This window comes from Brevundimonas sp. GW821-FHT10A07 (genome assembly GCF_059415785.1).
Genome location: NZ_JBWKNX010000001.1, coordinates 78918 through 91471, shown reverse-complemented (window position 1 = coordinate 91471; position 12554 = coordinate 78918). Strand labels below are relative to the sequence as shown.

9 protein-coding genes are annotated in these 12554 nt (G+C 68.2%); 3 read left to right on the top strand and 6 right to left on the bottom strand.

The features are described from left to right. Window positions 1-7 precede the first annotated feature (7 nt). Window positions 8-1033, top strand: a complete 1026-nt coding sequence (locus tag AC07NC_RS00420; RefSeq protein ID WP_494568238.1) for an FAD-dependent oxidoreductase — start codon at window positions 8-10, stop codon at window positions 1031-1033. Here the strand turns inward: AC07NC_RS00420 and AC07NC_RS00415 are convergent, their stop codons facing one another. Then, a complete protein-coding gene (locus tag AC07NC_RS00415; protein ID WP_494568237.1) occupies window positions 1034-1498 on the bottom strand; it encodes a hypothetical protein in 465 nt (154 codons plus the stop codon). Between the two features lie 49 nt (window positions 1499-1547). Then, the gene (locus tag AC07NC_RS00410) at window positions 1548-4136 is read right to left on the bottom strand and encodes a hypothetical protein (RefSeq protein ID WP_494568236.1); all 2589 of its coding nucleotides are present in this window, start codon (window positions 4134-4136) and stop codon (window positions 1548-1550) included. A 129-nt stretch (window positions 4137-4265) separates the two neighbouring features. On the opposite strand from AC07NC_RS00410, the gene AC07NC_RS00405 reads away from it, so the two are divergent. Then, on the top strand, window positions 4266-4886 hold the full coding sequence (locus AC07NC_RS00405; protein WP_494568235.1) for an ECF-type sigma factor: 621 nt from the start codon (window positions 4266-4268) through the stop codon (window positions 4884-4886). Here AC07NC_RS00405 and AC07NC_RS00400 read toward each other — a convergent pair. Both AC07NC_RS00400 and AC07NC_RS00395 read right to left on the bottom strand, forming a co-directional pair. Continuing rightward, window positions 4849-7245 carry a serine/threonine protein kinase gene (locus AC07NC_RS00400; RefSeq protein WP_494568234.1) on the bottom strand — a complete coding sequence of 799 codons (2397 nt, stop codon included), beginning with the start codon at window positions 7243-7245 and terminating at the stop codon, window positions 4849-4851. The two genes, AC07NC_RS00405 and AC07NC_RS00400, sit on opposite strands and share 38 nt — an antisense overlap. A 53-nt stretch (window positions 7246-7298) precedes the next feature. Further along, window positions 7299-7820 (bottom strand): hypothetical protein, encoded by a 522-nt coding sequence (locus AC07NC_RS00395; protein WP_494568233.1) that lies wholly within the window; start codon window positions 7818-7820, stop codon window positions 7299-7301. A 688-nt stretch (window positions 7821-8508) separates the two neighbouring features. Between AC07NC_RS00395 and AC07NC_RS00390 the strand changes: the two genes are divergently transcribed. Further along, window positions 8509-9927, top strand: a complete 1419-nt coding sequence (locus AC07NC_RS00390) for a sensor histidine kinase (RefSeq protein WP_494568232.1) — start codon at window positions 8509-8511, stop codon at window positions 9925-9927. A 79-nt stretch (window positions 9928-10006) separates the two neighbouring features. On the opposite strand, the gene AC07NC_RS00385 is transcribed toward AC07NC_RS00390, so the two are convergent. Together AC07NC_RS00385 and AC07NC_RS00380 are read right to left on the bottom strand one after the other, a co-directional pair. Then, window positions 10007-11647, bottom strand: a complete 1641-nt coding sequence (locus AC07NC_RS00385; protein ID WP_494568231.1) for a carboxylesterase/lipase family protein — start codon at window positions 11645-11647, stop codon at window positions 10007-10009. Further along, entirely contained in the window at window positions 11644-12522 is an 879-nt protein-coding gene (locus tag AC07NC_RS00380; RefSeq protein WP_494568377.1) for an SDR family NAD(P)-dependent oxidoreductase, read from the bottom strand. Before AC07NC_RS00380 ends, AC07NC_RS00385 begins: the two co-directional genes overlap by 4 nt. Window positions 12523-12554: the final 32 nt, after the last annotated feature.

Genomic DNA, 12554 nt, shown 5'->3' with positions numbered 1-12554 from the left:
GCGACGCTTGTCCTTCCTGATCCTCGGGGGCGGGGTCGCCGGCCTGTCGGCGGCCCTGTCCCTGCGAGCGATCGGCCGGGAGCCCGTTCTGGTGGACCCGCGCGAGGCGGGACACCCGCCCGCGCGGTCCGTCCATGTGCACCGGATCGGTCCTGGAAGCCTGGCCCGGCTGGCCACCGTCTGCCCGGATCTGCACGGCCGGCTGGCACAGACCGGCGCGGGCATGGGCCGCATCGGCCGCGTCGCCGGCGATCGCCTGGTGTGGGGGGATGAGGCCATGATCGTCACCCTGGCCATGCTGGAGGCGGCCCTGGGCGACGCCGTCGAGGCCCTGGGCGTGCCCATTCTGCGCGGCCGGCCGGTCCCCGGCGTCGAGCCGGTCTCTGACGGCTGGAGCATCCGAATTCCGGGGCAGCGGCGAGTGGTTGAGGGCGTCATCGACGCCAGCGGCGGGCAGCGCGCCGGTGTCGATCTGTTCGGGGACCATCTACCCGATCTCGACCTCGACGACGTCGGCGAACCCCAGGCCTATGCCAGTTGGGCCGGCCAGACCGTCGGCGGGCGGCCGTGGCTGGTCGCCTGCCGCGATCCGCAGCGCGGTCTCGACGGTCTGGTTCAGGTCCTCCCCGGCGGCATGACAACCCTTACCCTGAGGCACCGGGCGGGGTGCGCGCCACCGGACCGTGATGCGGTCCTGGCGGGGCTCGGTGATGCGGGTGGGTCCGGCCTGCGGGCCCTGCTGGCCGATATCGCGTTCGAGCCCCGGCCGGTCCGTCATCTGGCACCGGGGGCCCGCCGCGTGGCGCTGGAGCGGGCGCGTTCCGAAGCCATGCCGCCGCTGGCGCTGATCGGGGATGCGCTGATGCAGATGCCGCCCAGGTTCGGCGGGGGTGTGGCCCGGGCCATTCACGACGCCGTATCCCTGGCGGACGGGATTGCCGGCGGGCAGCCGGTGGCCACCATCGGTCGCGACCTGGCGGTTCAGGCCCGCGCCGTCTGGAGCGGCGCGGGCCTGGCGATGATGGCCGGCTGATCAGCCCTGGGCCAGGTCCGGCGGTTCGGTGCCCTCGGGCGGGGTCGATGCAAGACAGGCCTTCAGCGGCTCGACCGAGTCCTGGCGCAGATCGGCGCTCGTCGCGAACCGGTTGGACATCTGGTATTCGTCCAGAAGGGCCTGAAATTGCGGCACCGTCAGGCCCGCCGCCGCGGCACGGCGCTGGGCCTCGTTGAACCAGGCCCTTTTCTGATCCTCGGTCGCCGCCGGGAGCTCGGCGGCCATCTCCGGCAGGCCGACGGCCAGGACGGTCGCGCCCTGGACAAGCCCCCAGCAGCGGGTCGCCTCGACCACGGCGGCCGGTGCCGATGGGCCTGACGCCGATGCGCCCCCGGCCGCCGGGGCCGCCCCGTTGTCGCTCGCGGACGAACCGCTGTTGTCACAGGCCGCGAGGGCCAGAACGGCGGCCGTCAGGGCCCCCGCCGCAAGGATGGATCTGCTCATATCGAGTCTCTTTCTCGGTTGGGAATCAGGGATTGCACGGGGTCGCGGCTCAGCTGTTCTGGCTGAGCATGCAGGCCATGGCCTTGGCCATCTCGGGGTCCGAAGCGATCTGGGCCTCCATCTCGCGCCGGACCTCGGGCGGCAGCTGACCCAGGAATTCGTTCAGAAGCCGTCGGGTCTCCGCTTCGCTGAGATTGCAGCTCAGACCAGGGATCGGGGCGGACGAGGCCCCGCCACCGCTGCCGCCACCCCCACCGCGGCCACCGCCGCCGCCGCCAGCGACCTCGCGACGGGGCTCCCGGCTCAGCTCGGCCCGTTGCGAGGCTGACAGGGTCGACCAGAGCTTCTCGCCCATGAACTCGATCGCCCGCGGTGCAATCATGGTTCGCCGGGACGCCGCCAGCATCGGCATCGCCACCACGCTCTGGAAGGTGCCCGACACCGGACCGACCAGCTGGGCGGTGCAACGCCCCTCCTGATGCTCCAGACGGGCCTGATAGCTGACCCTCAAAAACCCGGGCGTGGCCTGCTCGATCGTGATGGTCCCACGCCCGGCGACCGAGCTCGGCAGATCCAGGCCCCGCTGTTCCAGCGTCGCATTGCTGAGTGTGGCCGTTGCCGTCGCGGGATAGGTGCCCGGGCCGGTGATCGGCCGGTCGGCATCCAGCCCGAACTCGATGCTGGCGGACGGGACGAGCCCTTCCAGGCCCGCCAGATTGCTGGCGGTCTCCCCGGTGGCGGCGGCCATGGCTGCGGCGCCGATTCCGGCCAGCTGGGCGTTTCGACCGGCACACACCTGTGTCGGCGAGCCCGCCGCCGGTCTGCCGCCGACGGTATCCGATCCGCCCCCGAGCCCCACCGCCATCTGGATGCGGGCACATTCCATATAGCCGGCCATCAGGTCACCCTGCGAGGGCGGCAGGAACGACAGGTTGATCGAGAAATCATCCGTATCCAGCGCCGCCGCATACATCGCCATGGGGCCAAAGCTCATCTGCCCCGGCACGTCCGGCGTGATCACCTGGGGCACACAGGGGTCGCGCTGATTGTCGACCGCGGTCGCCTGCAGCTGCTGACGCGCTTCATGCGCCCCCGGGCCGACCGTCAATTTGACCTCGACGGGTTTCGTCGATGCCTCGCCACCGGGATGCAGATTGGTCAGGGCGATGGTCATCCGGTCATCGGCAAACGCCTCATCCGGTTTGAGAATGACTTCCCAGACCTTCACGGCCTTGCCGCTGCGGGAATCCTCAACGATCAGGCCCGGTCGCAGCAGGTCTGTGCCCTGTTCCAGCAAGGCCACCTCGCTCCTTGTTCCGGACTCGATGGTCAGGGACTGGCTCCAGGACTGGTCCGCCGTCAGGTGAAGGCCGTCCAGCGCGTCGGCCGGGGCCGCGCCGCCGTCGGCGACGACGGTGAACACCGGCGGCAGATCATCATCGCTCTTCGGCCCGCTCCAGTGAACCGACAGGCAGTTGGCCGCTGCGGGATCGAGGGTGAACGACAGCTCCACCACCGGATGACCCAGCGAAAGCTCGACGGGAAGACAGCCGGGCGCGGCATTGGCCTTGACCATCGCCCCCTGCCAGACATACCGCGCGAATACGCCCCGCCCGCGCTGGTCCTCGGGAATGATGTCACCGCCGGTGACATTGTAATAATTCATCTTCGCCAGCAGGAGCGCCAGGCCGCGCTCGTCACCGTCGGTCGACTTCAGCGCGGCATCCAGCCATTGCCGGGCTGCACTGTCAGACCCGAGATCAGACGGTTTCGTCTGGAACAGGGGGGGCAGGAACCGCCAGTCCCGCACGGCCCCGGCTATGCTCCAGAAGCTGCCGTCCATCCGGCCGGAAAAGAGCGGCTGATCGATCCGCCGCAATCCCCCGAGGCGCTGGACCAGGCCGACGACCGTGGCCAGACTCTCATCGCTGTCCAGCGACGTGACACCGGACTCGGCGAGAATTCTGCCGATGCTCCCATAGTCCCAGACACGGCCGTCCCGATCATTCGCACCGCCGAGAGCATAGGCGCCCAACCCGAGGCCGAGGCCGTTGATCGCCTTCACGCCGGGCGGCGTAACCGCCTCGTTGACTACCGCATCTCCGACCTGGACGACATCGCGGCAATAGACGTGGGCCTGGCGCAGTCCCAGGCCCACGGCGATGGACAGCTCCGGATAGTGTTCAGGCCAGGTCCCGCTCGACGCCTGGTCAAACCAGCCGGGCGGGACCGTCAAATAATCGCTGAGACCGGGGACGCCGCAGCTGCCGGCCAGGGCGAAGCTGGCCCCCTGGGCCCGCAGCATCACCCCGACCGTAGACGTGCGGCCCTCAACGGCGGGGCTGAATGCGTCCGGCGGCAGGGCCAGATAGCCCGGTGTGGTGGTTGAAGCGGGCCATTCTTCGAGAACGAAGTCCGTTGCGGCTTCGATCCGCCGGGTCTCGGCCGCATTTCCCGGAACGCGGCCGACATAGAGGCTGGACTGGGTCGGATCTGTCCACGTCGCATAAGGCTGCTGTTCGCCGACCCAGACCCGCATGATCGGCTTTTCGCTCTGGGCCAGAGCCGGCCCGGCGAGGGCCACGGCGAGCGCCAGCGCCGAGGCAAATCCCAGGCCGCGTCGATTTCGAATGGTCATGATGTCGGTCCCCGCTTTGGCGTCACCAGGGAAACGGGATCGCCGGCCGGAACCGGACACAACCACTGGCCTTTCGCCGGGTTTGCGGTAGGCTAACGGTGTTCAGTTTGGCGTGAGGGAGTGGGAATCATGAGTGCGATTCCGATCAAATCCTGTTTTGACGAGGTCGACCCGCAGGTCCACCACGCCGCAAGCCGTCTCGCTCCCGAGCTCTGGGGTGAGCTTCGAAAAGTCGCGCGACGCGAACGGTTCCGGGTCCAGGCGGGCGAGACCCTGCGCACTACAGCCCTGATCAGCGAGGCATGGCTGCGTCTACGCCGCTCGGAAGGGTTTCTGAACGACAGTCATTTCCTGCACGCAGCCGCCCTGGCCATGCGCCATGTCCTGGTCGACCACGCCCGCGCCCGGCTGGCGGTCAAGCGCGGCGCCGGCAAGGTTGATCCCCTGACCGAGGATATCGAGCCCTTCTGGGAAAGCGATGACCGACTGGTGGATCTGGACGAGGCCCTGGGACGTCTGGCGCGACTCAACCCCCGCCTGGCCAAGGTCGTCGAGTTCCGGTTCTTCGCCGGCTACAGCGACGAACAGACGGCGCAGATCATGGGCCTAACGGATCGCACTGTCCGGCGCGACTGGGTCAAGGCCAAGGCCTGGCTGTTCCGGGAGCTCAGCGAGATCACCGCTGAACCCGATCAACCCGCATCGTCCGGCGTCAGGGCGCGGTCCGACCCAACCCATATCGCGCCCTGATCTGATCGATCGCCTTGATCTGGGACACCGCGCCCGGACCAAGGGCCGCGAGGGTGACCTGGGCCGCATCCAGAAGACGTCCGCCTTCCGCCTTCCGCCCCTGGGCGGCGCGGACGCGGGCCAGGGAAATCCGCACAATCGCGGTGGCCGGATGGTCCGGTCCCAGCGCGGCCTCGACCTCTGATACAGCGCCTTCACTCAAACGGGCCGCCTCGCCGACCCGACCAGTCGCGAGTGAGGCCTCACTGAGTCCCGCGACGGCCGAGGCATAGTGCAAGCTGGCGACGCCGGCATGGACCCGCGCCATCTCTGTCGCCTCGCGCAGGATGGGCAGCGCCTCGGCGTGCCGGTCCAGCTGCATCAGGGTCTTGCCATAGTTGCTCAGCAGGGCGGCGGTCGCCGCGGACGGCCCATAGAGCTTGCGCCGGACCTCGACAGCGCGCCGGAACAGCGGTTCTGCCCGCGCCGGCCGACCGGACAACACTTCCAGCGCCGCGAGATTGTTCAGCGTGTTCAGGGCATCCGGGCCGTTCTCCAGCCCGTTGGTCGACCAGACCGCCAGAGCGGCCTGGAACGACGGAACCGCCTCCTCGACGCGTCCGGCCGCGGTCAGCATCACCCCCAGATCATTGTGATAGACCCCGGTGTCGCGATGGTTGGGGCCACTGATGGCGATCCGGGCGGGCAGGTTGGCGCGAAGCACGCGAATCGCGCCCTCGGCGTCGCCGGCGTCACGCAGCAGTCTGGCCTCGGTCAGGCGACTGTCCACCAGCTCGGAGCGCCAGCGTCGCGGGTCGGTGTTCCAGAACGACTGGGCCCGCAACATCAGGGCCCGGGCCTCCTCGGGTTCGGCCTGACGCTCCTTGATCTGGGCCAGGTCATAGGCGGCCCCCGCCACAATGGCGGGATCGACGCCGCGCACCGTCATGAGCCGCTCGAGCAGCGGTTTGGCCGCCTCATAGTCATTCATGTAGAAATAGAGCTCGCCCAGCATGCGGGCGACCGGCCCGCCCCGTTGCGGATCGGCCTGGAACTGGTCCAGCACCTGGGCGGCGGCGGCATCCAGAATCCGCGAGGCGTCGGCGTCGGGCCCCCCGGTCTCGGCCCCCGTGCGCAGCATGAAATAGAGATAGTTCTGAACGGCCTGCAGCCGCGACTGCTCCAGCAGGGCGGCGTCCCGCTCCCGCTGGGCGACCGCCGCCTGGTCCAGAGCGATCGCCAGTCCGCCCGACAGGCTCAACACCACGGCGGCGGCGGCGCTCACAGGAAGCCAGCGCCGCCTCAGGAACCGGCGGGCGACATAGCCCCGCTCATCCCGCCGGACGGTGACGGCGGATCCTTCCAGCGCCCGGCGCAGATCGTCCGCGAAGGCCTCAACGGTACCGTACCGCGCCGTCGGCGACTTGCTGAGCGCCCGGTCCAGCACGGCATCAAGATCCCGGACAAGACCGCTGGGCCGGACGCCGGCCGGCAGGGCTGCGATCAGCCGGTCCGGGCTCTTGTCCACGATCCGCCGGATGGCGGCGGGAAACGGCAGGGTCCCGACATCGATCGGCGGACGGCCGGCGATCAGGTCGAACAGGGTCGCGGCCAGGCCATAGACATCGCTCATGACGGTCGCCATTTGACCTTCGACCACCTCGGGCGCCGAGTATTCGATCGACACCGGCGAGGGGTCCGCCCGCGACGCGCCGTCATCCAGTTTCTGGGCCACTCCGAAATCAATCAGCCGGGTTCGCCCCCCCTCGGCCACCAGAATATTCGAAGGCTTGATGTCGCGGTGAACCGTCAGTTTCGCATGGGCATGGGAGACAGCCTCGCAGACGTCCAGCATCAGGCGGGTTCTGTCCGCCGGACCGAGGTCTTCCCGCACGCACCAGCTGTCGATGGCCGGTCCGTCGACGAATTCCTGGACCATGAAGGGCTGGCCGTCCGACCCCAGTCCCCCGTCCAGAATCCGGGCGATGCCGGGATGTTCCAGACCCGCCACGATCTGGCGCTCAGCCATGAACCGGTCCCGGTCGGCCCCTGCGATGCCCAGCATCAGCTTGAGGGCCGCCGTCTGCTGGTACTCGCCGTCGTCGCGCTCGACCCGATAGACCTCTCCCATGCCGCCTTGGCCGAGAGAGCCGACGATCTTCCAGACCCCGAACCGCATGCCGGGCTGAAGTGTGACCGGATCCAGCCGAGGCTCAGGCTCGAGAAAGGCCGTCGCCTGTTCCGCCGCGTCCAGTAGGGACACCAGCTCCTTCAGCAGGGTCGGATCGGCACGATACCGCGTCGTCAGCCAGGCACGGCGTTGCGCGACCGGCACGTCGAGCGCCTCGTCCAGCGCCGATTCTATCCCCTGCCAGTCCACGGCCGCCCCCTACCCTGTTCAGCCTGCCACGCTGTGGCGAACGCCGGTTTCCGTCAACCGTTTCTGCGGCTGTAGATCAGGGTCACGACACTGCCCTCGCCTTCACCGGATGGCGCGATGCTGATCTGGACGCCGTCGCCGACGTCTTCCGCCGCGGTGCCGCTGAGGATCACGGCGCCATTGACGTTGGCGTCACTCCGCTCGGTCAGGTCCGAAGCGTCCAGCCGGGCGCGATAGAAGCCGGCCACCCGCTCCGGGTCATCCCTTGTGCTGAACGAGACCATCCCGCCGGTCTGGACACTGCCGCCGCTGTCGCTGCCGCTGATGCCATCCATCGAACTCAGGATGACCGCCCCGGGATAGATCGGCGCAAACGCCGGCAAATTGCGGGGCGCGGCCATTGCGGGACCGGTCCGGACGGTCACGCTTTCACCGGTTTCGCGATCCCGGATGGTGCGTTCAGACCGCCCGGAATCACAGCCATAAAGCCCCATCGCGACAACAGCCAAAGCGGCCACCCAATGCGTTCGCATGTCTTCCTCCACCTGCTCGATATGGCGAAGAACGGAATTCACCCGCGCATGCGGACATCAGCCATGACGGCCCCCGGTGGAGCGGCCTGCGCGGCCATCTCTCCAAAGGCCTCTACGCCAATGATGCCTGCAGAGTATGGTACAGCAGGCAGGCTTGGCTAGCAGATCGTCCGCCTGCCGCCGTCGACAGCCATTGGCGTGCAGCCGAAACGCGGACATTCCCAAGGACAGGGATGAGTCGAGGCCGTGTAAAAACTCGAAGCAGCCAGTTTTTCAGCAATTATATTGCTCTTATTTGCAAATAAAGAAGCAAAATCAGAAGATCTGCCGAATATTATTGTGTATTCGCAGAATTTTGCGGCCATTTCTCGCGGAGAAGAATTTTTACGCAGCCTCAGTCAGAAGCGGATCTCAGGGATGCACGAAAGCTCGAGCCCCGCTGCCACCTCTACCACCGTAGGGCTACGGGTTCGCAATACCCCAACCCGACCGTTAAAGTCCCCTGTCATCAACGAAATCCCCTCGCCAGAGGCCGAACTCGCACGCCCGTCGCCCCTCACTCCCACTCCATTGTTTCATAGACCAGAAGACGATGATTTATCAGAGCTCTTTCTTTGATTTCATGAGCACGCCGTCGGCGCAACCGTCATTGAAACCGGGCTCATGAAAACAAAGGGAAAATTGGCCGCGATAAAATTCGGGTGATGTCGCCTTCTATCGGTAGCGATCCATGAGCCTCGCCCGGCCTGCCCGTTCCCACAGCCTGGTCACACGTCTGCTGATCGCACAGGTGGCCCCTCTGGCGCTCTTCGCGGTCGTCGTTCTGGCGGTCGGCGCCTGGACGGCCCAGCGGGTGGTGGCGAACAATGCCGACCGCCTGCTGGCCGGCGCGCTTCAGACCATCCGCGAGACGGTGTCGGTAGCGGAGGGTCGCATCACCGTGGATGTCGCGCCCTGGGCCCTGGTTCTGCTGGACGGTCCCGAGCGTGACGCCGTCTTCTACAGCGTCCGCGAAGGTGATCGCCTCGTCACCGGCTATGCCGAACTGCCCAATCTCCCCGAGGCCCGAACGGAGGAGCCGGTCTTCGCGGACCTGTCCGTCCGGGGGGTTTCGGTGCGTATGGCGCAACAGACCCTGATCATCCCCGGCCGCGACGCCCCCATCCGCGTCTCGGTGGCCCAGAGCCTGGATTCCCGTCGCGCCAGCCTGAGAGAGCTCTACCGCAGCATGCTGCTTCTCCCCGGCCTGCTGGTGGTGCTTGCTGCGCTTCTGATCTGGCCGGCCCTGCAATGGGGCCTGAACTCGCTGAAGCGTCTGATCGACGATCTGACGCACCGCCCCAACCCCTCTGCCGACTTCGCCCCTGCCAATGTCGATCTAGCGCCGCGCGAATTGTGGCCCGTTCTGAACGCCTTCAACCATCTGCTGGCGCGGCTCGAGGCTTCCACTTCCGGCATTCAGCGGTTCGCGGCCGACGCCTCGCATCAACTGGGCACGCCGCTGTCGGTCCTCTCCGCCAATCTTGACCTTCTGGCCGGCTCCTCCCGCCCCTGGACGGCTCAGGAACGGCGGTTGATCGCAGACTCTCGCGACGCCGTCGGCGGCATGACGCGGCTGGTCGGTCAGTTGCTGTCGACAGCCCGGGCCGACGGGGCCCGGATAGACACCGCCGCCGACCTCGGCCGCGCGGCGCGCCGCGCCTGTCAAGCCGCTCGGGACCGCCGCGCCTTTGCCGACGGCGCCCTGCGCCTTCGGCTTCCGGCCGAGCCGGTCATTGTCCTCGGCGCCGAAGACCTCATCACCGCACAGATCCTCAACCTGATCGACAACGCCTTCCACCACGGCGCGCCGCCGGTGGCCGTTCATGTCCGCATGACGGGCCGACAGGCCGCTGTCTGCGTCTGGGATCACGGACCCGGCGTGGATGAAGCCGTCCTTCCCCACCTCACCGACCGCTTCTTCCGCGCCGGCTCATCCCAGACGCCCGGCTCCGGCCTCGGCCTGGCGATCGTTCACACCCTCTCCGAGGCCCAGGGCGCAAAGTTCAAGCTGTGCAATCGCGGGGGGATGCGAACCGGACTGATCGGGAGGATCGCTTTTCAGCTTGAGAAACTGGATGAAGCTATCGGCCACGACGCTTCAGCATGATTGACTTGGTCGGCGGGGCCTTAAGTCTATTATTTCAGGCCGCTGCACCTGCCCCCTCACGCCGGTGGGCTCAAACAGATCAGCTGCAGCCCGAGCGTCCAACCGGCAGAAGCGGCGCGATCACGCCCACGTTCCAGTGCCAGGCGATATGGCCGACCGCCCGACGTCGGCACACCACCGTCTCGTGCAGGGCGAAACCGTTGGGCGGGTCGATCCGGGGCTCGGGGGCATTTTCAAACGCCATGTAGGCGCGCGCCGGGCCATAGGGCGGCCAGTCCGGCTCACCGCGCGTCTGTGGCCGACCGGCCTTCACGAAGGACGTCCAGTAGCCCAGCATCGCCTCGGACAGGCGCTGCTCGACCGCCGTCTTCGGCATGGCGGGCCACCATCCCGGTATCGCCGCCGTCGTGCCGAACGCATAGGGAATCTCTGCCCCGTGGAAGGCGTGGAAGCCCCGGTCGTCGGCGGCGGGATAGCCGTGGTCGAACAGATACAGATAGGCGCCCTGCCCCACGGCCGCCTGCGCCTTGGTCAGGCGCTCGGCGGACCAGCCGTACATGGCGTCCCGCGTCGTCGCCAACAGGCTCTCGCGGATGTCGCTGGCCGGATAGCGGTCCAGAAAGGCGTCCGCCAGATCGCCGTAACGCGCGCGGATCTCCCGCATATAGGTCTGCGCGTCCGCCGGCGCGGGCGGCAGAAGGATGGGCAGCGAGCGGACTTCACCGTCGTTGTATCCGGCCAGAACCGGCACGGGCGCCTGTTCGCCCCGGTCGAACGTATCGACGAGCTGACGCGGCAGGACCTGGCCGTCGATGGTGGCCAGCGGGAAATAGCCCGTGCGCGGCGTGTCGGCGATGATCGTCTCGGCGCTCAACGCCCGCAGCGCGCCAAGGTCGGTCGCGCCCAGCTTTCCGGCCCACGACAGGCCGATGGTCTCCGCGTCCGGCCAGTCCCGGAACGTGCCGTTCCGCAGTTCCGGCATGGCGATCATATAGCCGCTCTGCGCGATCGCCCCGTCGAACAGCCCGCGCGCCTGCGGCGCCGCCATCAGCAGGATGACGCTCAGCGCGCCGGCGGACTGGCCCGCGATCGTCACCTTGCCGGGGTCGCCGCCGAAGGCGCCGATGTTGTCGTGAACCCAACGCAGGGCCTGGATCTGGTCGGTCAGGCCGTAGTTGCCGGAGATATTCCGTGTCGATTCCGCGCTCAGCGCCGGATGGGCCAGCCAGCCCAGCGCGCCGAGACGATAGTTGATCGACACCACCACCACGCCCTGCTCGGCCAGCCGGGCTCCGTCCGTCACCGCGTCGCGGCCGGCGCCGCTGACCAGCGACCCGCCGTGGATCCAGACCATGACCGGGGCGTTGCGCGCATCCCTTGGCGCCCAGATATTGAGGAACAGGCAGTCCTCGCTCATCGCCGCATGGTCTTGGAAGGGCGACGGCGGCTGCATGCAGGCCGCGCCGAAACGCGTGGCCTCGCGCACGCCCCGCCATGCCGGCAGAGGCTCCGCAGGCCGCCAGCGCCGTTCGCCGACCGGGGGCTTCGCATAGGGCACGCCCCGGAACACGGCGACCCCGCCTTGGTCTTTCCCGCGAAGATCGCCCGCCGCCGCATGGACCACCGGCCCCTCGGTCAGCGCCCCGGCCTGCGCCAGCACTGGCGACGGCGCGACCAGCCCCAGGGCGACCACCGCCGTCGCCAGCAGCCGCCCGATCATTGGCCTTCGCCCTGATAGCCGGCCTTGGCCAGCTCCAGCCGGCTCTGCTGCAGGGCGTCGGCGGGGGTGAAGGCGGTCGTCGCATCCATGATCTCGTCCCAGCGCGCCACCACCGTTTCGGCCGCATCCGCGCAGGGCGCGATATGGACGCCCGTCGTCATCGTCACGTGCGCCGCCTCGAAGCCGCCGGCCCCGGCGCACAGGATGGTGCGCGTCGGCGCGTCCTCACGCACCAGGGCCAGCATGGCCGGGCTGACGAAGTCGGGGTTCAGCAGGCGCAGCATGTCGGCGGGCAGGATGCCCTCCATCATCTGCGTCGCCGCCGTGGGCGCCAGGCAGTTGACCTTGATGTCGTAACGCGCGCCCTCCAGGGCCAGGGTCTGCATCAGGCCGACCAGCGCCATCTTGGCCGCGCCGTAGTTCGACTGGCCGAAGTTGCCGAACAGGCCCGAGGACGAGGTGGTCATGACGATGCGGCCGTAGTTCTGCTCGCGCATCGTGTCCCACACGGCCTTGGTGCAGTTGACCGCGCCCATCAGGTGCACGTCGACCACCAGGCGGAAGTCCGCCAGGTCCATCTTGGCGAAGCTCTTGTCACGCAGGACGCCGGCGTTGTTGACCAGGATGTCGATGCGGCCCCACCGCTGCTTCGCCTCCGCGACCATCTGTTCGACGAAGGCCAGATCCGTCACCGAACCCACGGCCGCCATCGCCTCGCCGCCCTCGGCGACGATCTCGGCTGCGACCGTGTCGGCCGCCTCGCCCATGTCGTTGACGACCACGCGTGCGCCCCGCCGCGCCAGCAACAATGCGTGCGACCGGCCCAAGCCGCCCCCTGCCCCGGTCACGATCGCAACACGGCCATCCAGTCTGATCACGGTCTTGTCCTCATCTTAGAATAGGGGTC